Origin of the sequence: Micromonospora sp. NBC_01740, assembly GCF_035920365.1 — a bacterium.
Taxonomy (GTDB): Bacteria; Actinomycetota; Actinomycetes; order Mycobacteriales; family Micromonosporaceae; genus Micromonospora; species Micromonospora reichwaldensis.
This window is the reverse complement of sequence record NZ_CP109150.1, coordinates 3959621-3982355: the sequence shown is the minus strand read 5'-3', so window position 1 is coordinate 3982355 and position 22735 is coordinate 3959621. Positions and strand designations below refer to the sequence as shown.

General features: G+C 74.4%; 21 protein-coding genes and 1 pseudogene. 5 read left to right on the top strand and 17 right to left on the bottom strand.

From position 1 onward, the window contains the following. Nucleotides 1–162: 162 nt before the first annotated feature. The gene (locus OG989_RS18530) at nucleotides 163–792 is read right to left on the bottom strand and encodes a DNA-3-methyladenine glycosylase (protein WP_442791954.1); all 630 of its coding nucleotides are present in this window, start codon (nucleotides 790–792) and stop codon (nucleotides 163–165) included. A 93-nt stretch (nucleotides 793–885) separates the two neighbouring features. On the opposite strand from OG989_RS18530, the gene OG989_RS18525 reads away from it, so the two are divergent. After that, the gene (locus OG989_RS18525; RefSeq protein WP_327027787.1) at nucleotides 886–1302 is read left to right on the top strand and encodes a DNA-binding protein; all 417 of its coding nucleotides are present in this window, start codon (nucleotides 886–888) and stop codon (nucleotides 1300–1302) included. A gap of 50 nt (nucleotides 1303–1352) precedes the next feature. Then, nucleotides 1353–1709, top strand: coding sequence for an MmcQ/YjbR family DNA-binding protein (locus OG989_RS18520; protein WP_132240196.1), 357 nt, complete (start codon nucleotides 1353–1355; stop codon nucleotides 1707–1709). 40 nt (nucleotides 1710–1749) lie between these two features. Here the strand turns inward: OG989_RS18520 and argH are convergent, their stop codons facing one another. The 16 genes and pseudogenes from argH to OG989_RS18440 all read right to left on the bottom strand — a co-directional run bounded on the left by argH (nucleotide 1750) and on the right by OG989_RS18440 (nucleotide 18612). Further along, nucleotides 1750–3213 (bottom strand): argininosuccinate lyase, encoded by a 1464-nt coding sequence (gene argH, locus OG989_RS18515; protein WP_327031194.1) that lies wholly within the window; start codon nucleotides 3211–3213, stop codon nucleotides 1750–1752. A 14-nt stretch (nucleotides 3214–3227) separates the two neighbouring features. Beyond that, a complete protein-coding gene (locus OG989_RS18510; protein WP_327027786.1) occupies nucleotides 3228–4433 on the bottom strand; it encodes an argininosuccinate synthase in 1206 nt (401 codons plus the stop codon). Next, a complete protein-coding gene (locus OG989_RS18505) occupies nucleotides 4430–4945 on the bottom strand; it encodes an arginine repressor (protein WP_151455547.1) in 516 nt (171 codons plus the stop codon). Before OG989_RS18505 ends, OG989_RS18510 begins: the two co-directional genes overlap by 4 nt. Continuing rightward, a complete protein-coding gene (gene argF / locus OG989_RS18500) occupies nucleotides 4942–5919 on the bottom strand; it encodes an ornithine carbamoyltransferase (protein WP_311414715.1) in 978 nt (325 codons plus the stop codon). Before argF ends, OG989_RS18505 begins: the two co-directional genes overlap by 4 nt. Continuing rightward, nucleotides 5916–7322 carry an acetylornithine transaminase gene (locus tag OG989_RS18495; protein ID WP_327027785.1) on the bottom strand — a complete coding sequence of 469 codons (1407 nt, stop codon included), beginning with the start codon at nucleotides 7320–7322 and terminating at the stop codon, nucleotides 5916–5918. Before OG989_RS18495 ends, argF begins: the two co-directional genes overlap by 4 nt. A 242-nt stretch (nucleotides 7323–7564) precedes the next feature. Beyond that, a pseudogene (gene argB, locus OG989_RS18490) lies at nucleotides 7565–8449 on the bottom strand (acetylglutamate kinase); the annotation flags it as partial. Further along, on the bottom strand, nucleotides 8446–9618 hold the full coding sequence (argJ, locus tag OG989_RS18485; protein WP_151454077.1) for a bifunctional glutamate N-acetyltransferase/amino-acid acetyltransferase ArgJ: 1173 nt from the start codon (nucleotides 9616–9618) through the stop codon (nucleotides 8446–8448). The pseudogene argB and the gene argJ, both read right to left, overlap by 4 nt. Nucleotides 9619–9649: 31 nt before the next feature. Then, nucleotides 9650–10651 carry an N-acetyl-gamma-glutamyl-phosphate reductase gene (argC, locus tag OG989_RS18480; RefSeq protein WP_327027783.1) on the bottom strand — a complete coding sequence of 334 codons (1002 nt, stop codon included), beginning with the start codon at nucleotides 10649–10651 and terminating at the stop codon, nucleotides 9650–9652. Between the two features lie 175 nt (nucleotides 10652–10826). Continuing rightward, entirely contained in the window at nucleotides 10827–13373 is a 2547-nt protein-coding gene (gene pheT, locus OG989_RS18475; RefSeq protein WP_327027781.1) for a phenylalanine--tRNA ligase subunit beta, read from the bottom strand. Nucleotides 13374–13412: 39 nt separating this feature from the next. Further along, nucleotides 13413–14492: a phenylalanine--tRNA ligase subunit alpha gene (gene pheS / locus OG989_RS18470; protein ID WP_327027780.1), complete on the bottom strand. Its 1080-nt coding sequence runs from the start codon at nucleotides 14490–14492 to the stop codon at nucleotides 13413–13415. A 210-nt stretch (nucleotides 14493–14702) separates the two neighbouring features. Beyond that, nucleotides 14703–15548: a TrmH family RNA methyltransferase gene (locus tag OG989_RS18465; RefSeq protein ID WP_327027779.1), complete on the bottom strand. Its 846-nt coding sequence runs from the start codon at nucleotides 15546–15548 to the stop codon at nucleotides 14703–14705. A gap of 32 nt (nucleotides 15549–15580) precedes the next feature. Further along, nucleotides 15581–15973: a 50S ribosomal protein L20 gene (gene rplT / locus OG989_RS18460; RefSeq protein WP_030335718.1), complete on the bottom strand. Its 393-nt coding sequence runs from the start codon at nucleotides 15971–15973 to the stop codon at nucleotides 15581–15583. Between the two features lie 31 nt (nucleotides 15974–16004). Then, nucleotides 16005–16199: a 50S ribosomal protein L35 gene (gene rpmI, locus OG989_RS18455; RefSeq protein WP_007458415.1), complete on the bottom strand. Its 195-nt coding sequence runs from the start codon at nucleotides 16197–16199 to the stop codon at nucleotides 16005–16007. 19 nt (nucleotides 16200–16218) lie between these two features. Continuing rightward, nucleotides 16219–16842, bottom strand: a complete 624-nt coding sequence (gene infC, locus OG989_RS18450; protein WP_327027774.1) for a translation initiation factor IF-3 — start codon at nucleotides 16840–16842, stop codon at nucleotides 16219–16221. Nucleotides 16843–17178: 336 nt separating this feature from the next. Beyond that, on the bottom strand, nucleotides 17179–17652 hold the full coding sequence (locus OG989_RS18445) for a PH domain-containing protein (RefSeq protein WP_132240188.1): 474 nt from the start codon (nucleotides 17650–17652) through the stop codon (nucleotides 17179–17181). Between the two features lie 69 nt (nucleotides 17653–17721). Beyond that, the gene (locus tag OG989_RS18440; RefSeq protein ID WP_327027773.1) at nucleotides 17722–18612 is read right to left on the bottom strand and encodes a Crp/Fnr family transcriptional regulator; all 891 of its coding nucleotides are present in this window, start codon (nucleotides 18610–18612) and stop codon (nucleotides 17722–17724) included. 176 nt (nucleotides 18613–18788) lie between these two features. On the opposite strand from OG989_RS18440, the gene OG989_RS18435 reads away from it, so the two are divergent. From OG989_RS18435 to OG989_RS18425, 3 genes are read left to right on the top strand one after another with little or no spacing between them, the layout of a single operon-like run. Continuing rightward, complete coding sequence (locus OG989_RS18435; RefSeq protein WP_327027771.1) at nucleotides 18789–19637, top strand: hypothetical protein; 849 nt, start codon at nucleotides 18789–18791, stop codon at nucleotides 19635–19637. After that, nucleotides 19634–21904 (top strand): hypothetical protein, encoded by a 2271-nt coding sequence (locus tag OG989_RS18430; RefSeq protein WP_327027770.1) that lies wholly within the window; start codon nucleotides 19634–19636, stop codon nucleotides 21902–21904. Before OG989_RS18435 ends, OG989_RS18430 begins: the two co-directional genes overlap by 4 nt. Further along, nucleotides 21901–22731, top strand: a complete 831-nt coding sequence (locus tag OG989_RS18425; protein WP_225852130.1) for a hypothetical protein — start codon at nucleotides 21901–21903, stop codon at nucleotides 22729–22731. The genes OG989_RS18430 and OG989_RS18425 overlap by 4 nt, the downstream gene beginning before the upstream one ends. Nucleotides 22732–22735 lie beyond the last annotated feature (4 nt).

Below are 22735 nucleotides of genomic sequence, written 5' to 3'. Positions count from 1 at the left end.
AGCTCCTCGCGTTGTCCCTGGCCGGGGCCGCTTCGGCGCCCGGACGCACCGCACAACATGTTTGACGAGTCAACTATTCCGCCACCGGAGGCACCGCCGGTGGCCGCCGCCACGCCTTCCACGCCCTGCACGTCGATCACGCGGCGGGCGCGCCCGGACAGGTCAGCGGCTACGCGGCACGTGCCGGCGGTAGGCGCTGACCGTCGGGTCGTCGGCGATCCAGAACCGCCACGGCACGTCGTGCGCGCCGGTGACGCCGACGCGCGGCCCGGCGGCGACCGCCTCGCCGGGCACCGGCACGTCGGCCGGGCGCAGGCGGACGGGACCGTCGCCGAGCAGCCAGCGGCCGTAGGCGCTCTTGTCGATGCCCAGGGCCGCGCAGAGCCGGGCGGGCCCGCGCGCGAGATCGACGTCCCGGCGTACGGCGGGGCGCCGGGCGCGGGCCGTCTCGACGCCGTCGACCACCTCGCCCGCGCGCAGCAGCACCGCCGAGGCCTCCCCGTCTGACCCCGTGACGACGTTCATGCACCAGTGCATGCCGTAGGTGAAGTAGACGTAGGCGTACCCGGCCGGGCCGAACATGACGGCGTTGCGTGGGGTGCGACCGCGGTGCGCGTGCGACGCGGGGTCGCCGGCCGTCCCGGCGTACGCCTCGACCTCGGTGATCCGGACGGTCACGTCGCCGGCGGTCAGCCGGCAGCCGAGCAGGCCCCGGGCGGCCGGCACCACCGGGCCGGCGAGCAGGTCGGCCAGCCCCGCGAGGTCAGCGGGCCGGCGCTGGGAGTACGCCACCACGAGCACGACCCTATCCGCCGGCGCCGCCCGACGCCGGACAGCTATCAACATTCCGTTGACAACGTAACGTTGACGTGATGAGGTGCTCGCATGACCGACTCCTTCACCGCCCCCGACGCCGGCGCGTCCCGGGCCCACCGCACCTACGAGGCGCTGCACCGGATCACCGAGCGGCACGCCGGCACCGAGACGCGGCGCCGCCGACACACCAACCCCTACGTACCGGACGCCTACGAGGCGGTCGCGCTCGTCACCGCCCTCGCCGCCGGCGGGGCCGAGGTCGAGCCCGACGAGGAGCCCGTCGACGAGGCGGACCTCGTCGCGGCGCTCACCCTCGTCCCGCACCTGCGCGCCGAGGTCGACACGATGGAGGCGGGGCTGCTGACGCTGGCCCGCAGCCGCGGACTGACCTGGCAGCAGATCGCGTACGGGCTCGGGCTGGGCAGCGCGCAGGCCGCCAAGCAGCGCTTCGAACGGCTCTCCGCCCGCACCGTCACCACCGAGTGACGCCGCCGATGGACGAGACTGGGCGCGGGATCGGTGTCGAGGAGGACGCGATGACGCGCGAGGAGATGCTGGCGTACTGCCTGGGGAAGCCGGGAGCCTGGCTCGACCGGCCGTGGGAGGGCGACGAGGTGGTGAAGGTCGGCAGCCGGATCTTCGCCTTCCTCGGCTCCGCCGGCGGCGACCAGCCGACCGTCGGGGTGAAGTGCGGCCCGAGCCGGGACGTGGCCGACGAGTGGCTGCACCGGCACCCGGGCGACGCGCGGCCGTCGCCGTACATCGGGCGCGCAGGCTGGAACACGCTGCGCCTGGCCGGCGGGATCGACGAGGAGGAGCTGATCGAGGCGGTCGACGCCTCGTACGACGCGGTGGTGGCGAAGCTGCCGAAGCGGGAGCGCCCGGCGGGCTGAACCCCGCGCGACGCCGACGGCGCCGCGCGGGGTCGGCGACTCAGCGGGGTACGACCCGCTCGGCGGCCCACTCCCGCCAGGTGGCGAGCTTGTCGGCGGCGGCGGCGAGCTGGTCGGCGACCGGCCCGGGACCGGTCGAGCCGGGCGTGATCCGGGCGGCGAGCGCCGAGCGGACGGAGAGCACGTCGCGCACCGACGGGTCGAGGTGCTCGCTGACCGCGGCGAGGTCGTCGTCGCTGACCTCGTCGAGGGCGCAGTCGCGGGCCACGCAGAGCGCCACCAGCCTGCCGGTGATCTCGTGCGCGTCGCGGAACGGCACGTTGCGGCGCACCAGCCAGTCGGCGACCTCGGTGGCGAGGGAGAACCCGACCGGCGCGGCCGCGACGAGCCGGTCGGCGCGTACGGTCATCGTGGAGATCATCCCGGCGAGCGCCGGCAGCAGCAGCTCCAGGGTGTCGACCGCGTCGAAGGCCGGCTCCTTGTCCTCCTGCATGTCCCGGTCGTAGCTCATCGGCAGGCCCTTGAGCATGGTGAGCACGCTCATCAGCCCGCCGACGAGCCGGCCGGACTTGCCCCGGGCCAGCTCGGCGATGTCCGCGTTCTTCTTCTGCGGCATGATCGACGAACCGGTGGCGAACGCGTCGTCCAGCTCCACCCAGCCGAACTCCTGCGACGTCCAGAGCACCACCTCCTCGCCGAGGCGGGACAGGTGCACCCCGATCAGCGCGGTGACGAACAGGAACTCGGCGACGAAGTCCCGGTCGGCGACCGCGTCCATCGAGTTGGCGAAGGACGTGCGGAAGCCCAGCTCCTTGGAGACGGCCACCGGGTCCAGCGGCAGGCCGGAGCCGGCGAGCGCGCCCGCGCCGAGCGGGCTGACCGCCGTGCGGTGGTCCCAGTCGCTCAGCCGCTCCAGGTCACGCAGCAGCGGCTGCACGTGGGCCAGCAGCCAGTGCCCGAACGTGACCGGCTGGGCGTGCTGCAGGTGCGTCATGCCGGGTGCGGCGGTCTCCACGTGCCGCTCGGCCTGCTCGACCAGGGCCTCGGCCAGCTCGACCAGCCGACCGGCCACGCCCCGGGCGTGGTCGCGCAGGTAGAGCCGCAGGTCGGTGGCGACCTGGTCGTTGCGGGACCGGCCGGCGCGCAGCTTGCCGCCGAGGCTGCCGAGCCGCTCCAGCAGGCCGCGCTCCAGGGCGGTGTGCACGTCCTCGTCGTCGACCGTGGGACGGAACTGCCCGGAGGCGCAGGCGGCCTCCAGGTCGTCCAGGGCGGCGAGGATCCGGCCCAGTTCGTCCGGGTCGAGCAGGCCGGCGCCCGCGAGCACCCGGGCGTGCGCCCGGGACGCCGCGATGTCGTACGGGGCCAGCCGCCAGTCGAACTGCACGCTCACCGACAGGCGGGCCAGGGCCTCGGCGGGGCCGCCGGCGAATCGGCCGCCCCACAGGCTCGTGCGGTTGGTGGCGGCGCTGTTCTCGGTCAGGCTCTTGTCGTCCACGGCGCCCATTCTGGTGGTCATGGTCAGCAGCCGCCCAACCGGGCGTCCCGTGCGGCGGCCATCTCGCTCGGCAGGCCCCAGAGCCGCACGAAGCCCTTCGCCAGGGACTGGTCGAAGGTGTCGCCGGTGTCGTAGGTGGCCATGCCGAAGTCGTAGAGGCTGGCCTCGGAGCGGCGTCCGGTGACGGTGGCCCGGCCGCCGTGCAGGGTCAGCCGTACCTCGCCGGTCACGTGCCGCTGCGCGTCGTCGATGAACGCGTCCAGCGCGCGCTTCAGCGGCGAGAACCAGAGGCCGTCGTAGACCAGCTCCCCCCAGCGCTGGTCGACGCCGCGCTTGAACCGGGCCAGGTCCCGCTCCACGGTCACCGCCTCCAACTCCTGGTGGGCCGTGATCAGCGCGATCGCGCCCGGCGCCTCGTACACCTCGCGGCTCTTGATGCCGACGAGGCGGTCCTCGACCATGTCGAGCCGGCCGACGCCCTGGGCGCCCGCGCGCCGGTTGAGCTCCCGGATCGCCTGGTACGGGGTGACGGTCTCGCCGTCGATCGCCACCGGCACGCCGGCGTCGAAGGTGATCACGACCTCGTCGGCGTCGCGTTCCTGCGCCGGGTCGCAGGTGTACGAGTAGAGGTCCTCGACGGGCGCGTTCCAGATGTCCTCCAGGAAGCCCGTCTCGACGGCGCGGCCCCACAGGTTCTGGTCGACGGAGTACGGGGACTTCGCCGACACGTCGATCGGCAGCCCCTTCTCCTCGGCGAAGGCGATCGCCTTGTCCCGGGTCCAGGCGAAGTCCCGGGCCGGCGCGACGATCCTCAGGTCGGGGGCGAGCGCGCCGAGGCCGACCTCGAAACGGACCTGGTCGTTGCCCTTGCCGGTGCAGCCGTGCGACACGATGGTGCCGCCGTGCTTGCGGGCCGCGGCCACCAGGTGCTTGACGATCAGCGGCCGGGACAGCGCGGAGACCAACGGGTAGCGGTCCATGTAGAGCGCGTTCGCGCGGATGGCCGGCAGGCAGTACCCGGCGGCGAACTCGTCGCGCGCGTCGACCACCTCCGACTCCACGGCGCCGCAGTCCAGGGCGCGCTGCCGGATGGCGTCGAGGTCCTCGCCGCCCTGCCCGACGTCCACCGCCACGGCGATCACCTCGGCGCCGGTCTCCTCGGCCAGGTACGGGATGGCGACGGAGGTGTCGAGCCCTCCGGAGTAGGCGAGCACAACCCGCTCGGTCATGGTGTGGTGTTCCCTTCGACGTTCTCTTCGCGGCGGGCCCAGCCGGCGAGCTTGTCGCCGAGTGCGGCCCCGCCGACGGCCTCGCGGGCCACGACGAGGATGGTGTCGTCGCCGGCGATGGTGCCGACGATCTCGGGCAGGCCCGCCCGGTCCAACGCGCTGGCAAGGTAGTGGGCTGCGCCCGGCGGGGTGCGCAGTACGGCGATGTTGCCGCTGGCGTCGACCCCGTTGAGCAGCTCGCGCAGCAGCCGGACCAGCCGGGCCGGTGCCGCCTCGGCGTCGCGCAGCGGCCGGTGGCCGTCCTCCGGAATGAGGTAGACGGCCCGCCCGTCACCGCCGCGCGCGGTGACCGCGCCCAACTCCTTGAGGTCCCGGGAGAGGGTGGCCTGGGTGACCTGGATGCCGTCGCCGGAGAGCAGGTCGGCCAGCTCGGTCTGCGAGTGGATCGCCTTGTCGCGGATCAGCTCGACGATGCGGGCGTGCCGGGCGGCACGGGTCAGCGGGGCGGTCATGGTGTCTCCCTGGTCGCGGCGACGCCCGGCGCCGCCGCGTCCGGGGCGGCGGGCGCGGCCCCGAGGAGGAACGTCAGCAGCGCCTTCTGGGCGTGCAGCCGATTCTCCGCCTGGTCGAACACGACGCTCTGCGGGCCGTCGAGCACCTCGTCGGTGATTTCCTCGCCCCGGTGCGCGGGCAGGCAGTGCAGCACGACGGCGTCGGGCGCGGCGTGCCCGAGCAGCGCGGCGTTGACCTGGTACGGCAGGAACGGGGTGATCCGGTCCAGCCCGTCGTCCTCCTGCCCCATCGAGGTCCAGGTGTCCGTGGCGACCACGTCGGCGCCGGCCACCGCCGCCACCGCATCGGTCAGCGCCTGCACCGAACCCCCGGTGCCGGCGGCGATCTTCGCGGCCCGGGCGACCACCTCCGGGTCGGGGCCGAAGCCCGCCGGCCCGGCGACCCGGACGTGCATGCCGGCGGTCGCTCCGGCGAGCAGGTACGAGTGGGCGAGGTTGTTCGCCGCGTCGCCGACGTACGCCAGCGTCCGCCCGGCGGTGCCGCCGCAGTGCTCGCGGACGGTGAGCAGGTCGGCCAGGAGCTGGCAGGGATGGAAGCCGTCGGTGAGCGCGTTGACCACCGGCACGCTGGCGCCGTCGGCCACCTCGGCGATCCGGTCGTCGCCGTGGGTACGCAGCACGATCGCCGCCACGTAGCGGGACAGCACCCGGCCGGCGTCGGCCAGCGTCTCGCCCCGCCCGAAGTGGGTGACCTGGGTGTCCACCACGAGGGGATGTCCACCCAGCTCGGCGATGCCCACGTCGAACGAGAACCGGGTGCGCAGGCTCTGCTTGTCGAACAGCACCGCCACCGACCGGGGCCCGGCCAGCGGCCGGTGACCGAACCGGTCGGCCTTCATCCGCGCCGCCAGATCGAGCACGGCCGACTGCTCGGCGGGGCTCAGGTCGTCGTCCCGCAGGAAGTGCCGGATCACGCCCCCGCCTCCGTCGTACTCGACATCGCCACGGTGGGCGCGGTGGGCGGCGTCGAGATCTTGGTAGGTTCCGGCCCCTGGAGGGGCCGTTTCTCACCAAGATCTGGTGCAGAGTCGGCGGCGCTGGCGGCGGCAGCCGGGGATGCGCCGGCAGCCGCCGGGACGGAGCCGGCGGCAGGGACGGAGGCGGCAGGGGCAGGGGCAGAGGCAGGGGCCGGGACCGTGCCGGCGGCGGCCGGGGACGCCGCGTCGAGGGCGGCCGGGAGGGCGGCCAGGAAGTCGTCGGTCTGGGCAACGGTGAGGATCAGCGGCGGGGCGAGCCGTACCACGCCGGGCTGCACCGGGTTGACCAGGAAGCCGGCCTCCCGCAGCGCCTCGGCGAGCACCTTCGAGACGGGCGCGGCGAGCACCACGCCGAGCAGCAGGCCCGCGCCGCGTACGCCGTCGACCAGCGGGTGGCCCAGCGCCTCGATCCCCCGGCGCAGCCGCTCGCCGACCCGCTTGACGTGGTCGAGCAGCCCCTCGCTGGCGATGGTCGACACCACCGCGAGGGCGGCGGCGCAGCTCACCGGGTTGCCGCCGAAGGTGGTGCCGTGCGAGCCGGGGGCCAGCAATTCGGCGGCCCGACCGAAGGCCAGGCAGGCGCCGATGGGCAGCCCGCCGCCGAGGCCCTTGGCAAGGGTCACCACGTCGGGCTCGATCCCGTCGGCCTGGTGCGCGAACCAGTGCCCGGTACGCCCGACACCGGTCTGCACCTCGTCGAGCACCAGCAGCGCGCCGTGCCGGGCGGTGATCCGGCGTGCGGCGGCCAGGTAGCCGGCCGGCGGGACCACCACGCCGTTCTCCCCCTGGATCGGCTCCAGGATCACCATCGCGGTGGCGTCGGTGACAGCCGCCTCCAAAGCCGCCACGTCGCCGTAGTCGACGTGGGTCACCTCGCCGGGCAGCGGGCGGAACGGGTCGGCCTTGGCCGGCTGGCCGGTGAGGGCGAGCGCGCCCATCGTCCGGCCGTGGAAGCCGCCCCGGGTGGCGACCACGTGCGAGCGGCCCGTCAGCCGGGAGAGCTTGAACGCCGCCTCGTTGGCCTCCGCGCCCGAGTTGGCGAAGAAGACCCGTCCCGGCCGCCCGGCCAGGGCCAGCAGCAGCTCGGCGAGGGCAACCGGCGGTTCGGCGATGTAGAGGTTCGAGACGTGCCCGAGGGTGGCGACCTGCTTCGACACGGCGGCCACCACGGCCGGGTGGGCGTGGCCGAGGGCGTTGACCGCGATGCCGCCGACGAGGTCGACGTACTCCCGGCCGGCGTCGTCGACCACGACGGCGCCGGAGCCTGCGACGAGGGCGAGCGGCGGCGTGCCGTAGTTGTCCATCATGGACTGTGCCCAGCGCTCGACGAGCGTGCTCATCCGGCGATCGTGCCTTCCTGGTTGGCGGCGGCGGAGCTGACAGGCCCGCTCCGCGCGCTGACGGCGTCCTCTTCGTTCGCGACTGCGGGGCTTGGTCGCTCCGCTCCCGCACTCCTCGCGCTCACGGCACCCCCTCCGTTCGCGACTGCGGGGCTTGGTCGCTCCGCTCCCGCACTCCTCGCGCTCACGGCACCCCCTCCGTTCGCGACTGCGGGGCTTGGTCGCTCCGCTCCCGCACTCCTCGCGCTCACGACCATGGTTCCGAATCCTTCCGAGGTGAAGACCTCCAGCAGCGTGGAGTGGGCGACGCGGCCGTCCACGACGTGCGCGGCCGGCACGCCCTGCCGCACCGCCCGTAGGCACGCCTCCATCTTCGGGACCATGCCGCTGGACAGCGACGGCAGCAGCGCCGCCAGTTCGTCGACGGTGATCTCGCTGATCAGGCTGTCGGTGTCGGGCCAGTCGGCGTAGAGGCCCGGCACGTCGGTGAGGACCACCAGCTTGCGGGCGTCCAGGGCGACGGCGAGCGCGGCGGCGGCGGTGTCGGCGTTCAGGTTGTGCAGCACCCCGTCGGCGTCGGGCGCCACAGTGGAGATCACCGGGATGCGACCGGCGCCGATCAGGTCGGTGACCGCCGAGACGTCGACCGACTCGACGTCGCCGACCTGCCCGACGTCGACCGGTTCCCCGTCCACGTACGCGGGCCGCCGTACGGCGGTGAACAGTCCGGCGTCCTCGCCGGAGAGGCCCACCGCGAACGGGCCGTGGGCGTTGATCAGGCCGACGAGTTCCCGGCCGACCTGGCCGACCAGGACCATCCGGACCACGTCCATCGCCTCCGGGGTGGTGACCCGCAGGCCGCCGCGGAACTCGCTGGCGATGCCCAGCCGGCCGAGCATGGCGGAGATCTGCGGGCCGCCACCGTGCACCACGACCGGCCGGAGGCCGGCGTAGCGCAGGAAGACCATGTCGGCGGCGAAGGCCCGCTGGAGCTCGGGGTCGACCATGGCGTTGCCGCCGTACTTGACCACGACGGTCGAGCCGGAGAAGCGGGCCAGCCAGGGCAGCGCCTCGATCAGCGTGGCCGCCTTGACCTGGGCGCGGGCGAGGTCGGTGGAGAGGCTCATGTCGAGTAGGCCGAGTTCTCGTGCACGTACGCGTGGGACAGGTCGTTGGTCCAGATCGTGGCCTCGGCGGCGCCGGCGTGCAGGTCGATGCGGATGGTGACGTCCCGGCCGGTCAGGTCGACCTTCGACCGGTCCTCGGCGGCGGCACCGGAGCGGCACACCCAGACGCCGTTGACGGCGACGTCGACCCCGTCGGGCTCGAACGCGGCGGCGGTGGTGCCGACGGCGGCGAGGATCCGGCCCCAGTTCGGGTCGTTGCCGAACAGCGCGGTCTTGACCAGGTTGTTGCGCGCCACCGAGCGCCCCACCTCGACCGCGTCGTCCTCGCTCGCCGCGCCGACCACGTCGATGGCGATCTGCTTGGTGGCGCCCTCGGCGTCGGCGATGAGCTGCTGTGCCAGGTCGTGGGCGGCGGCGGTGACCGCCGCCGCCAGCTCGGCCGGGGTCGGCGCGATGCCGCTCGCGCCGCTGGCCAGCAGCAGCACCGTGTCGTTTGTCGACATGCAGCCGTCGGAGTCGATCCGGTCGAAGGTGACCCGGCACGCCTCCCGCAGGGCGGCGTCGAGGGCCTCGGGCCCGGCCACCGCGTCCGTGGTCAGCACGCAGAGCATGGTGGCCATCGCCGGGGCGAGCATGCCGGCGCCCTTGGCCATGCCGCCGACCGTCCAGCCGCTGCCCCGGGCCACCGCGGTCTTGGGCCGGGTGTCCGTGGTCATGATGGCCTCGGCCGCCGCCGGGCCGCCGTCGCGCGCCAGCCGGCGGATCGCCGAGCGTACGCCGGGAAGCAGCTTGCCCATCGGCAGCCGCTCGCCGATCAGGCCGGTCGAGCAGACCGCCACGTCGGCGGCGCCCAGCATCAGCCGCGGGCTGGCGGCGGTGAGCGCGGCGGCGGTGTGCTCGGCCGTGGCGTGGGTGTCCTGGAAGCCGGCCGGGCCCGTGCAGGCGTTGGCGCCACCGGAGTTGAGCACCACGGCGCGCGCGACGCCGCCGCGCACCACCTGCTGCGTCCAGAGCACCGGCGCGGCCTTGACCCGGTTGGCGGTGAACACGCCGGCGACACCGGCGTCCGGGCCGTCGTTGACGACCAGCGCGACGTCGCTCGCGCCACTGGTCTTGAGCCCGGCGGCCACCCCGGCCGCCCGGAACCCCCGCGGAGTCGTGACGCTCACTGCACCAGTCCTTCGTTCGTGGCTGCGGAACTCACGGCGCGACTCCCCAGATGGACAGGCCCGTCGTCTCCGGCAGGCCACACATCAGGTTGGCGTTCTGCACGGCCTGGCCGGCGGCGCCCTTGCCGAGGTTGTCCAGCGCGCTCAGCACGATCATCCGGCGGGAGTCGACGTCGACCGTGGCCTGCAGGTGGCAGGAGTTGGAGCCGAGGGTGGCGGCGGTGTGCGGCCAGGCCCCCTCCGGCAGGACGTGCACGAAGGGCGCGTCCGCGTACGCCTCGGCGAGCACCGCCCGCGGGTCGACGCCCCGGACCGGCACCGCCGTCACGGTGGCGAGGATGCCCCGGGGCATCGGCGCGAGCACCGGGGTCAACGACAGGCCGGTCGCGCCGGTGGCCTGCTTGATCTCCGGGACGTGCTGGTGGGTGCCCACGCGGTATGGCGACAGGTCGCCCATCACCTCGCTGCCGAGCAGGTGCGGCTTGGCCGCCTTGCCGGCGCCGGAGGTGCCGGAGGCGGCGACGACCACCACGTCGGCCGGGGAGGCGGCGCCGGCGGCGACCAGCGGGGCCAGGGCCAGGATGATCGCGGCGGCGTAGCAGCCGGTGTTGGCGACCCGGGTGGCGCCGGCGATCAGCTCCCGCTGGCCGGGCAGCTCGGGCAGGCCGTAGGTCCACGGCCCGGCGTGCGTGCCGCCGTAGTAGTTGGCCCAGGCGTACGGGTCGGCGAGCCGGTGGTCGGCGCCCAGGTCGACGACCCGGACCTCGGGCGGCAGCTGGGCAGCCAGGGCCGCCGACTGGCCGTGCGGCAGGGCCAGGAAGACCAGGTCCGCGTCGGCCAGCGTCGCCGCGTCCGTCTCGCCGAGGACCAGGTCCAGGCCGGCGAGCTGCGGGTGTACGACGTCGAGCCGGTGCCCGGCCTGGCTGTGCGCGGTGGCGGCGACCAGATCGAACTCCGGATGCCCGGCGACCAGGCGGATCAGCTCGCCGCCGGCGTAGCCGCTCGCCCCGGCGACCGCGACTCGGATACCCATCCCCACCTCCGCATGACTATGCAGAGGAGGCTAGCAAGCGGCGACACCTGTCTGCAAGTTCATGCAGTCGACTGCATGGGAATGAGACTGGTCCCGATCACGCTCCCACCCACCTGTGGAGCCGGGAAACGCCGAGGGCTCCTCCCGCGCCGGCGGAAGGAGCCCTCGGCGTCACTCAGGCGCCGCGCAGGGTGGCGCCGAAGCGTTCCGCGGCGCGGGCGACCGCCGCGTCCCGGGCGGCCACCGCCTCCTCCACGGTCAGCGTCCGGTCCGGGGCCCGGAAGGTGAGCTTGTACGCCAGCGACCTGCGCCCCTCGCCGAGCTGCTCCGAGGCGTACACGTCGAACAGGCGCACCTGCTCCAGCAGCCCACCGGCGCCCTCGACGAGGGCCTGCTGCACCTGCGCCGCGGGCACCGAGGCGTCCACCACCAGCGCCACGTCGATCAGCGCCGGGGGGAAGCCCGAGACGACCGGCCCGGACGCCACCGGGGCGGCCGGCAGCGCGTCCAGGTCCAGTTCCATGGCGCTGGTCCGCCGGGGCAGCTCCAGCGCCGCCACGACAGCGGGGTGCAGCTCGCCGGCGTGCCCGACCACCGTGCCGTCGACCAGCAGCTCGGCGCAGCGGCCGGGGTGCCAGGGGGCGTACTCGGCGGCCCGGACCTCGATCCGGTCCACCGGGACGTCGGCGGCGGCGAGCACGTCGCGGCCGGCCTCCACGGCGTCCGCCCAGCCGGCCGGGCGGCCCGCGCCCCACCAGCCGGCCGGCTCCACGTCGCCGGTCAGCACGACGGCGACGTGCCGGGGCTGGTCGGGCACCACCGCGTCTGCGGCGGCGAACTCCTCGTCGGTGGGTCGCCGGTCCACGCCCATCGCCGGCGGGCGGCCGGCGTCGGGACGCGGGTGGAACACCGCGCCGATCTCGTAGAGGGCGAGGTCGCGCTGGCCCCGGCCGAGGTTGCGCTTCGCGATGCCGAGCAGCGGGCCGAGCAGCGTGGTGCGCAGCAGCGGCTCCTCCTCCGACAGCGGGTTGGCCAGTCGCACCGCGCTCCGGCGCGGGTCGTCGGCCGGCAGGCCGAGCTGGTCGGCCAGCCCGGGGGCGACGAACGGGTGCGCGAGCACCTCCACGTACCCCCGCTCGGCGAGCGACCGGGCCACGGCCCGGCGGCGGCGCTGCTGCCAGGTCAGGCCGCGGCCGGGCGGCGCGGTCGGCAGCACAGACGGCACCCGGTCGTACCCGTCGAGGCGGACCACCTCCTCGACCAGGTCGGCCGGGTCGGTCAGGTCGGGCCGCCAGGTCGGCGGGGTGACGCTGAGCGCGCCCCCGGTGCCGGCGGCCACGCCGACCTCGCCCGGGTCCTCGGCCAGCCGGTCGGCGCCCCGGGCCACCGTGCAGCCGACCTGCTCCAGCAGGGCGGCCACCCGCGCGGGCGGGTAGCTCACGCCGATCCGCTGGCTCGGCAGGTCGGCCGGCAGGACGACCGGGGTAGGCGGCCGGACGTGGTCGATGTCGAGGATCTCGTCACCGGCCGCGCCGCCCGCGTGCTCGGTGAGCAGCCGGACCGCCCGCGCGATGGCCACCAGCGGCAGGGCCGGGTCGACGCCCCGCTCCCACCGCTTCGCCGCCTCGCTGAACAGCTTGTGCCGGCGGGCGGTGCGCCCGACCATCACCGGGTCCCAGTGGGCGGCCTCGAAGAGCACGTTCGTCGTCCCGGCGACGACCTCGCTGGTCTCGCCACCCATCACGGCGGCCAGCGAGATCGGGCCGGTCTCATCGCAGATGACCATGTCCTCGGGCGCGAGGGCGCGGGTGACCCCGTCCAGGGTGGTGAGCTTCTCCCCCGCCTCGGCGCGGCGGACCACCAGCGGCCCGGCGATCCGGTCGGCGTCGAAGGCGTGCATCGGCTGGCCCAGTTCGAGCATCACGTAGTTGGTGATGTCGACCGGCAGCGAGATGCTGCGGATGCCGGCGACGGTGAGCCGCCGCTGCATCCAGTCGGGGCTCTGCGCCGTCGGGTCGACGCCGCGCACGAGGCGGGCGGCGAACCGGTCGCAGCCGACGGTGTCGCGCACCTCGACCGGGTAGGCCGGCTCGGCGGTGCCGCCGGGCGCGGGCGCCAGGCCCGGGTCGCGGAACGGCACGCCGAGGGCGTGCGACAGCTCCCGGGCCAGGCCGCGGACGCTCATCGCGTACCCCCGGTCGGGGGTGATCTCCAGGTCGACCACGACGTCGTCGAGGCCGACGACGGGCCGCGCGTCGTCGCCCGGCTTGGCCGGGGTGTCCGCGGGCAGCACGACGATGCCGTCGTGGTCGTCGCCCAGGCCCAGCTCCCGCGCGGAGCAGATCATGCCGTGGGAGTTGCGCCCGTACGTCTTGCGCGCGCCGATGGCGAAGCCGCCGGGCAGCACGCCGCCGGGGAGGATCACCACGACCCGGTCGCCGGGGGCGAAGTTGCGCGCCCCGCAGACGATCTCCTGCGGCTCGCCGGTGCCGTTGGCGTCGCCGACGTCGACCCGGCAGAACCGGATCGGCTTCTTGAAGCCGGTCAGCTCCTCGATCTCGCGGACCTCACCGACCACCAGCGCACCGGTGACGGTCTCCCGCAGGTCCACCACGGACTCGACCTCGATGCCCAGGCCGACCAGGGCCTGCTCCAGGTCGCCGGCGGGCAGGTCGGCAGGGAGGTCGACGTACTCCCGCAGCCAACTGACAGAAACTCGCATGACTCAGACCACCGTCTCCATGACTCGTACCCGCATCGCCTACGCCCCGGTCCCGAACGCGCGGGTGAACCGCACGTCGCCCTCGGCCATGTCCCGCATGTCGCTGACCCCGTGCCGGAACATCACCGTCCGGTCGATGCCCATGCCGAACGCGAATCCGGAGTAGACCTCGGGGTCGATGCCGCAGGCGCGCAGCACCCGCGGGTTGACCATGCCGCAACCGCCCCACTCGACCCAGCGCGGGCCGTCGCGGTGCTCCGGGAACCAGACGTCGAACTCGGCCGACGGCTCCGTGAACGGGAAGTAGTGCGGCCGGAAGCGGGTCTTCGCGCCCTCGCCGAACATCGCCCGGGCGAAGTGGTCCAGGGTGCCGCGCAGGTGCGCCATGGTGATGCCCCGGTCCACCACGAGCCCCTCCACCTGGTGGAAGACCGGCGCGTGGGTGGCGTCCAGCTCGTCCGTGCGGTAGACCCGGCCCGGCACGATCACGTAGATCGGCGGCTTGCGGGTCAGCATGGTGCGCGCCTGCACCGGCGAGGTGTGCGTACGCAGGACGAGGCCGGAGCCCTCCGTGCCCTCCGGCGGCGCGACGTGGAAGGTGTCCATCAGGCCGCGCGCCGGGTGGTCGGCGGGGATGTTCAGGGCGTCGAAGTTGGTCCACTCCAGCTCGACCTCGGGCCCCTCGGCCACCTCGTAGCCCATGCCGACGAACAGGTCGCTGACCTGCTCCATCATGGTGCTGATCGGGTGCCGGGCGCCCCGGGGCCGCCGGTCGTGGGGCAGCGTCACGTCGACGCGCTCCTCCACCAGCACCCGTTGCGCCTGCTCCCGGTCCAGGACCTCCTGGCGGGCCGCGTACGCGGCGTCGATGGCGCGGCGGGCCTCGTTGACCCGCTTGCCGGCGTCGGACTTGGCGGCCGGCGGCAGCGCGCCGATCTCGCGGCGGGCCAGCGAGACCGGGGACCGGTCGCCGAGGTGCGCCGGGCGCAGCGCGGTCAGCGCGTCCGGGTCACCGGCCTCGGCGAACGCCTTCTCGGCGGCGGCGACGGCCTCGGCCAGGGCGGCCGGGTCGAGCAGGGCGACCTGCTTCGGGTCGTACGGATCGTTGCGGTAGCTCATGGCGTACGGGCACTCCCTCACGGCGGCGCCAGCCCTCACGGGCGGCGAAGCGAGTCTACGGACGCGCGGCTGTGCCGCAGCCCGCCGGTGGGAGTTGTGCGGGGAGCAGGTCAGGCCCGCCGCCCGCCGACACCGGCGGGCTGGCTAAACGAACGCCGTGGCGCGTTCATGGGCGGACGGTCTCCCCTGCGATCTGACTCGACGGCCGGGTCACGACCGCCGCTGTGCTCTCGCCGAAGCGTACAGGCAGACGGCGGCGGCCGCAGCCAGGTTCAGGCTCTCGGCGCGCCCGTGCAGGGGCACCCGGACCCGGGCGTCGGCGGCGGCGGTGAGCGCCTCGGGCAGGCCGTGCGCCTCCGCGCCGAAGAGCCAGGCGGTGGGGGCGGCGAGCCGCCCGTCGTCGGCGAGGTCGTCGAGGTCGTCCTCGCCGTAGCCGGTGGTGGCGAGCACGGTGAGCCCGGCGGCGCGCAGCGCCGCGACGACGTCCGCCGGGTCGGGCGCGCGGACCACGTCGACGTGGAAGAGGCTGCCGGCCGAGGCCCGCACGCACTTGCCGTTGTACGGGTCGACGGCCTCGCCGGCGAAGACCACCGCACCGGCGCCCGCGGCGTCGGCGGTGCGCAGCACGGTGCCGGCGTTGCCCGGGTCGCGGATCCCGGCGAGCACGGCCACCAGGCGGGGCCCGTCGGCCAGGGCCCGCTCCAGCGGCACGTCGAGGTGGCGGCAGACGGCGACGAGGCCCTGCGGGGCGACGGTCTCGGCCAGCGCGGCGAGCGCCTCGTCGGTCGCCTCGGAGACGGGCACGTCGGCACGGGCCGCGACGGCGGCCAGGTCGGCGTGCCGGTCCAGGGCTGCGGGCGTACCGAAGAGTTCGGTGACCACCCCCGGGCAAGCCAGGGCCTCGCGGACCGCCTGCGGCCCCTCGGCCAGGAAGCGGCCGGCGGCCTCGCGGTCCCGGCGGCGCTGCAACCGGCGGGCGGCGACGACCCTGGGGGTACGCGGGGTGAAGGGGCCGGAGACAGCGTCGAGGCGTCTCCCGCGCGATGGTGACTGCATGGGAGACGCCTCGATCTGCTGGTGCGCGGGGATCAGGCGGCCTGGGCCGCCGCGCCGCCGGTGCCCTCGGCCGCGACCGCGGCCCGGGCCAGCTCGACGATCGCCGCGAAGGCGGCGGCGTCGTTGACGGCCAGGTCGGCCAGGATCTTGCGGTCGACCTCGATGCCGGCCAGGCGCAGGCCCTGGATCAGGCGGTTGTAGGTCATCCCGTTGGCGCGGGCGCCCGCGTTGATCCGCTGGATCCACAGCTGCCGGAAGTCGCCCTTGCGGTCGCGACGGTCCCGGTAGGCGTACTGCATCGAGTGCAGCACCTGCTCCTTGGCCTTGCGGTAGAGGCGGGAGCGCTGACCGCGGTAGCCGCTCGCGGTCTCCAGCAGGGTACGACGCTTCTTCTGGGCGTTCACAGCCCGCTTGACGCGTGCCATCTCAACTCCTAATTACGTAAGGTGGCGCGCGTCAGCGGCCGAGCAGCTTCTTGATGCGCTTGACGTCGGCCTTGGCCAGCACCACGGTGCCGGTCAGCCGACGGGTCTGGGTGGAGGGCTTCTTCTCCAGGTTGTGCCGGAGGCCGGCCTGCTGGGCAACGATCTTGCCCTTGCCGGTCACCTTGACCCGCTTGCCCATTCCCGTGTGGCTCTTCATCTTCGGCATGTGGAACGTCTCTCCCCTGTTACTCGCCGCTGTTGTCGGCGACGGTGCCGGTGTCACCGGCCGCTGCGGGCTCGTCGACCGGGGCGCCCTCGGCGTCCCGTTCCCTCGGCCCGCCCCGGGTGGCCGTGGCGGCGACCGCGGCGGCCTTGGTGGCGCGGTGCGGCGCGAGCACCATGATCATGTTTCGACCGTCCTGCTTCGGAGCGGCCTCGACGTACCCCAGCTCCGAGATCTCCGACTCGAGCCGGCGCAGGAGCCGGTAACCCAGCTCCGGGCGGCTCTGCTCGCGACCGCGGAACATGATCGTCACCTTGACCTTGTCGCCCGCCTTGAGGAACCGCACCACGTGACCCTTCTTGGTCTCGTAGTCGTGCGGGTCGATCTTCGGGCGGAGCTTCATCTCCTTGATGACGGTCTGCTGCTGGTTACGCCGCGCTTCGCGCGCCTTCAGTGCGCTCTCGTACTTGAACTTGCCGAAGTCCATGAGCTTGCACACCGGCGGGCGCGCCATCGGCGCAACCTCGACCAGGTCCAGGTCGACGTCCGCGGCCAGCTGAAGGGCGCGCTCCAGCGGGACGATGCCCACCTGCTCACCCTCGGGGCCGACCAGTCGGACCTCACGTGCCCGGATCTGCTCGTTCACGCGTGGTTCGACGCTGATGGGGCCTCCTCGAGTCGGAATCTCTACGTGGCCGACCCTCGCGGCTCCCGGGTGGGAGCCGGCCCGGAAAGCAGAAGGCCCCGGCGCATGCCAGGGCCCGCTCGACCGGTCGGCACGATCACATGATCGCGCATCCGGTGCCGGGACGTGCCCGGAACCGGTGACCGGACCCGGCCACCGTGGTGGCGACTCGGGTGGGAGCAGGCGCTCCTCTTTCAAGGCTGCACGCATGGGCGCGATGCGCACACACGAAGACAGCCTGGTCGACTTGGTAACACTACACCCTCGCCCGGACACCCTCCCAACCGGGCGCCCGGATCAGCGGCCGGCGGCGCCCTCGGTGAGCCGGGCCTGGTGCGCCTGGTGCAGCCGGCGCAGGGCGCGGACCCCCTCGACGGCCCGCTCCTTGTCGGCGGCCTGGAGGGCGACCATCGGCAGCAGGTCGTCGTCGTGCAGCTCCAGGCTGGCCCAGGGCGCGCCCCGGTCGAAGCGGACCCCCCGGACGACCTCCCACGGCAGCTCGTACGAGCCGACGAGGTTGCGCACGCGCACCCCCGACGCGTTCGCGTCGACCCGGGGACGGGTGAAGATCAGGACGGCGAGCGCACCGAGGACGCCGAGCCCGACCATCGCGATCTGGTCGCCCCGCTGGAAGCTGCCGTAGCCGTTGCCCGTCGCGCCGCTCAACGAGGTGGCCAGCAGGCTGAACACCACGAACAGCACAGCCGCGCAGGCCCAGCAGACCACTCGGATGCGGCGCGGGCGCAGGTGGACGGACTCGATTTCGCTCACCCCACCAGTCTGCCACCCGGTCCCGGCCGTTCCCGCGCCGCCACACGTTCCGCCCCCGCCCGGCGCCCGTCAGTCCTCCCCGGCCTCCAGCTCGCCCATCCGCCGCAGCCGGGGCAGATCGCGGACGGTGATCCGGCGGTAGTCCGTGTCGACCAGGCCTTCCGTGCGCAGTTCACGCAGGGCCTTCTGGATGGAGGTCTCGGCGGCGCCGCAGATGCTGGCGAGCTCGGGCTGGGTGAGCCGCACGTCGATGACCACGCCGTCGCGAACCTGGCGGCCGTGGGTGCGGCAGAGCTCGGCGACGACCCGGGCGACCCTGATCTTCACCGGGTAGGAGGTGAAGTCGATGCGCCGCCGGTTGGACCAGCGCAGCCGGTCCGACACCATCGCCGCCAACTCCAGCGCGGCGTCCGGGTGCTCCTTGAGGAACATCTTGAACCGGTCGGGCTGGATGACCCGGTACGTCGCCGGCCCGCAGGTGGTGACGCTCGCCGAGCGGGGCCGGTCGTTGAGTGCCGACATCTCGCCGACGAGGTCGCCGCCGACGCGCAGGGCCAGCAGTGCGGCCCGCCCGTCCGGAAGGGTCGCGGTGACCTTCGTCAGCCCCTCATCGAGCAGCACCAGGTGCGACTCCCGTACGCCCTCGTGGATGACGATCTGTCCGGGCGGGACCCGCCGGCGCACCCCCAGCTCCAGCAGGGCGGCACGAACCGGAGGGCCGAGCCGTTGCAGGAACGTGCCGTACGGCCAGGTGACGTCGGACAGTTCGGCTGGTCGTCGCATCAGCGCTCTCATCCTCCTCGGCCAGCGACAGCCGTCGAAGCGTAGCCGGCCCTGCGCGTAGCGCGACGCCCGCAGGCGCAGGGCGGCGGCGACGGCGAGCTGGACGATCACCCACGCCAGCAGGACGCCCGGCGGCCAGCCGACCGCGAGCAGCAGCTCCATCAGCCCGATCCTCATGCGACCAGGAGACCGGTCCGCCGCGTGCCGGACCCCCGAACAGGACGGGATGACGCCCCACCGACAGTTCCGGGCGATGCCGTACTTCTACGGGGTTCCGCCGGGCCCGCCCCGGTTCGATGTCCCCTGCGGTGCCCGCCTGTGGGGCGGGTCGGGCGACGAAGGGCGGCACGACGATGCGACATCCCGAGCGACGACTGTTGATCTCCGTGGACATGGAGCGGTACAGCCGGCGCACCAACCTCCAGCAGTACGAGGCGCAGAAACACTTCCGGGAACTGCTGCACGAGGCGGCTGGCGACGTCGGCCTGGACCGGGTCGCCTGGACGACGCAGCAGGCCGGCGACGGCGAGCTGGCGATCCTCCCCCGCGACGTGGCCGAGTCCCGCGTCATCGGCCGCTTCGTACCGGAGCTGAACAGGCGGCTGCGCAGCTACAACAGCAGCCGGGTGCCGGCCGCCCGGATCCGCCTGCGGGTCGCCGTCCACCAGGGACTGGTCCACCTCGACGGGGCCAACGGCTTCCCCGGCAACGCCGTCGTCCTCGTCTGCCGGCTCTGCGAGGCGGCACCCGTGAAGCAGGCCCTGGCGGCCTTTCCCGACGCCGGGGTGGCGCTGGTCGTGTCGGCGGAGATCTACCGCGACGTCGTCACCGAGTACCCGGAGGAGATGCGCCCCGAGCGCTTCCGGCGGGTCGAGGTGACGCACCCGGACAAGGGGTTCCGGGAGGACGCCTGGTTCTGCGTCGTGGACGAGGACATGTCCGCCCTGCCGGCGGCGGAGAGCGCCGGTGCGCCTTCCCCGGCACCCGTCTCCACGGCGACGCCGCCCGCTCGGGGAGGCGGGGCCCCGGGTGGGGAGCCGCCGGAGTCCCCCGCGACCCGGACGCCGCCGGGCGCGGGCGACATCCGGACGGGTGACATCCGGGTCGACGGCCAGAACGCGATCGGGCACGGCGCCACGGCGATCGGTTCCGTCGGGCGCGACCTGACCTTCGGTGGCGGACGGGAGGGCCGGGCACGGTGACCGCACCCCACTTCCCGTACCCGCACGTCGTCGGCGACGACGACCCGGACGGGCCCCGGGACGCCCCCGGTGACGACGGGTACGACCGTCCCACGGAGGGCCCGGCGGCGGGACCGGATGAGGGCCCACCGGACGGGCGGACGGACCCGGCGGAGACCGGGTCGTCGGAGGGCGGCGAGGCGGACGAGCCGGAGGAGCCGCTCGACTCGGCGGACGTCATCCGCGGACTGGCCGACCTGCTCGGCGGCGCCACGATCGGCCTCGGCGACGTACGGGTACGGGGCCAGAACGCCACCGGACACGGCGCCGTCGCGATCGGCACCGTCAACGTGACCACCACGGGAGCCGACGGCACGGGGCGGATCTGGTACGAGAGCCTGAGCGGGAACGAGGTCGGGGAACTGGCGCAGGGATACGCGCCGACGTCCAGCGACCAGCAGCTCGACCGCCACCTCAAGCGCCGCCACCTGGTGTGCCTGTCCGGCCCGTCCGCCAGCGGCCGGTTCACCTCCGCCGTCCTCGCCACCGCCCGCCGGCACGGGCTCGACCGCGCCTGCGTCCTCGGCGCGGAACAGCCCGCCGACCTGCTCGGGTCGAGCGAACGGTTGCCCGCCGGACGCGGGTACGTGCTCCGGCTCGCGGACAGCGCGGCGAACGCCGTCGACGGGTTCACCCTCGTGGCGCTCGCGGCCCGGGCCGAGGCGACCGGCATGACGCTGATCCTGGTCGGAGACTTCTCCCGGCGCGGTCAGGACCTCGCCGGCCACCTCGTGGAGCATCGGGTGCCGCCGGCGGTGGAGGTGTTCCGGGCGCGACTGCGCCAGCAGTTGGCCGGGCTGTGCGTCGGCTGGTGCCCGGACGGCTGCGACGGCACCTGCGTGGAGCGGTACGTCGACGACGAGTGCGTCACCCATCCGCTGCTCTCGGCCTACCTCGCCGGCGAGCCCCGGCCGGGCGAGGTGGTGCCCGTCGTGGAGCTGATCGCCCGGACGGTCCCGCACGGGCCCGCCCTGACCGAGCGGTTGGAGCAGCTGCTCCCCCGCCAGCTGCGGGAGCGCGCGACGCAGATCCTCGACGCCGGCCGACCCGACGGCCCGGACGGGGTCGACGCCTGGGCGGCCGACCGGGCCCGCGCCTTCCGGCTGACCTGCGCCGTACTGGCCGGGCAGCCGGTGGCGGAGATCGATCAGGCGGCCCGGCGGTTGGCCGGGACCGACCCCACCGGGACCGCCTCCGTCGGACCCCGGCTGCGCGGCCCCGAACTGGACACGCTGCTCGGGTCGACGCTGCGCCAGGCCGTCGTCGTGGTCGGCGACGAACGCGCCGCGGGGGGCCGGCGGATCGAGTTCGGCGCCGGCAGCGAGCAGCTCCGTTCGACGCTGCTCGAGGTCGCCTGGACTGACTGGTGGCTGCCCGGGCAGCTGCTCGGCTGGCTCGCGGGCCTGGTCCGCTCCGACGTGCCGGGGATCCGGCAGGCCGCCGCGGGCGCCATCGGCTGGTCGGCAGGGCGGGACGTGCGGGCAGCCCTGGAGACGGTCGGCGACCTGGCCCGGGAACGGCGGGCGGGCGTCCGGCAGGCCGCCGCCATCGTGCTGGTCGCGATGGCGATGCAACCCGGCCTGCGCCAGCGCGTACGGACCGAACTCGACCAGTGGGCCGCCGGACCGGCGGCACACCTGCGGGACACCGTCGCGCGGGCGTACGGCCTCGGACTGGCCCGCCTCTGGCCCGACGCCGCTCTCGTGCAGTTGCGCCTGGTGGCGCAGGCCCGCATGCAGCGGCGGAACAACTCCGTGGTCCGGGGCCTGGTCGAGGTCTACCGGGACGGCCACGCGGCCACGCTCGTGCCGGAGCTGGTCGACTGGACGTCCGACGACCCGGAGGTGCGGCTGCACGCGGCGCGGACGCTGCGTGTCCTCGCCGACCGCTGGGCCGAGCCGCCCAGGGAGCACTGGCCGGAGCTGCTGGACCTCGTCCGGCGGCGGATCGTCAGCCCGGGCGACGTGGCCGCGCTCTGGGCCGTGGCGCTGGGCATGCCGCAGACGGCCTACCGCTCGTGGCGGACGCTCGGCTTCTGGCTGAACCGGGCGGACGGAAACCCCGAGGTCGCCGCCCACTGCGTGGCCCTGCTCCGGCACGTGATCGCCGGTCGGCCGCCGCTGCGGCATCGCCTCGACCACCAGGTCCGCCACGTCTGGCGGCCCATCATGCCGCGCAACGAACTGCTCGACGCCGTACACGCACTCATCGACGAGGACCTGTCATGACGACTCACCCCACCGGGCCACCCCCCACGGCAGCGTTCGTACCGCCCCAGCCGGAGCGCCGCCGCTGGTGGCACGCCATCTTCCCGCCGGTCGAACCGGTCCCTCCCGCCGGGCCACCGGCGCCCCCGGTCCCCGACACGGTGACGTTCCGCCACGACGTGCCGCAGCCGATCCTGGTCCCGGCCAGGGGCGACGCCTTCGACTTCCGGCTGCACGCCGTCTACAACTGGACCGCGCAGAACATGCCCTACGAGGCGCTGCGGCTGCGGGCCGAGCGGTATCTCGCCTGGGCGGGTGGCATCGTCCGCGAGCGGGCGGTGGATCTGGCCCGCCAGTACGAGCCGCACCGCTCGCACGACCTGGAGCGGGCGCTCAACGACCGGCTGGCCGGTCAGCGCTGGCCCCGCGAGGGTGCCCAGCCCTACTTCTGGGTGCAGGTGCGGGTCAGCCCGGACGAGCGGGTGCGGGAGCGGCTGCGGCCGTACTGGGAGCAGCGGATCAAGCTCGAGTGCGACCACGAGCTGCAGAAGATCAGGGCCCAGCAGGCCGACGAGCTGACCCGCCGGTGGTGCGCCGTGCTGCAGAGCCTGGAGGACGATCCGGTCACCGCGCACGCGGCCCGGCTGACCGGTGAACAGTTCGCGGAGGTCTTCCGCCGGTACGTGGAGGAGCGCCGGGGGACGGTGCCGGACCTGGTGGAGCTGCTGCGGGAGGCCGTGCGGGGGCACGGCGACCTCGGCATGGGGCCGTCGGAGTACACCGAGGCGTGGGACGCGGCGATCCGGACGTACGAGCGACGGCACGGGCTCTCCGAGCGGACGAACTGACCGA

Excerpts from the sequence above, each read along its gene's own strand:
- OG989_RS18525 (WP_327027787.1), top strand. The coding sequence starts at position 886 with ATGACCGACTCCTTCACCGCCCCCGACGCCGGCGCGTCCCGGGCCCAC.
- OG989_RS18520 (WP_132240196.1), top strand. The coding sequence starts at position 1,353 with ATGACGCGCGAGGAGATGCTGGCGTACTGCCTGGGGAAGCCGGGAGCC.
- argH (WP_327031194.1), bottom strand. The coding sequence starts at position 3,213 with ATGGGCGCCGTGGACGACAAGAGCCTGACCGAGAACAGCGCCGCCACC.
- OG989_RS18510 (WP_327027786.1), bottom strand. The coding sequence starts at position 4,433 with ATGACCGAGCGGGTTGTGCTCGCCTACTCCGGAGGGCTCGACACCTCC.
- OG989_RS18505 (WP_151455547.1), bottom strand. The coding sequence starts at position 4,945 with ATGACCGCCCCGCTGACCCGTGCCGCCCGGCACGCCCGCATCGTCGAG.
- OG989_RS18495 (WP_327027785.1), bottom strand. The coding sequence starts at position 7,322 with ATGAGCACGCTCGTCGAGCGCTGGGCACAGTCCATGATGGACAACTAC.
- argC (WP_327027783.1), bottom strand. The coding sequence starts at position 10,651 with ATGGGTATCCGAGTCGCGGTCGCCGGGGCGAGCGGCTACGCCGGCGGC.
- pheT (WP_327027781.1), bottom strand. The coding sequence starts at position 13,373 with ATGCGAGTTTCTGTCAGTTGGCTGCGGGAGTACGTCGACCTCCCTGCC.
- pheS (WP_327027780.1), bottom strand. The coding sequence starts at position 14,492 with ATGAGCTACCGCAACGATCCGTACGACCCGAAGCAGGTCGCCCTGCTC.
- OG989_RS18465 (WP_327027779.1), bottom strand. The coding sequence starts at position 15,548 with ATGCAGTCACCATCGCGCGGGAGACGCCTCGACGCTGTCTCCGGCCCC.
- rplT (WP_030335718.1), bottom strand. The coding sequence starts at position 15,973 with ATGGCACGCGTCAAGCGGGCTGTGAACGCCCAGAAGAAGCGTCGTACC.
- rpmI (WP_007458415.1), bottom strand. The coding sequence starts at position 16,199 with ATGCCGAAGATGAAGAGCCACACGGGAATGGGCAAGCGGGTCAAGGTG.
- OG989_RS18440 (WP_327027773.1), bottom strand. The coding sequence starts at position 18,612 with ATGAGGATCGGGCTGATGGAGCTGCTGCTCGCGGTCGGCTGGCCGCCG.
- OG989_RS18435 (WP_327027771.1), top strand. The coding sequence starts at position 18,789 with ATGCGACATCCCGAGCGACGACTGTTGATCTCCGTGGACATGGAGCGG.
- OG989_RS18425 (WP_225852130.1), top strand. The coding sequence starts at position 21,901 with ATGACGACTCACCCCACCGGGCCACCCCCCACGGCAGCGTTCGTACCG.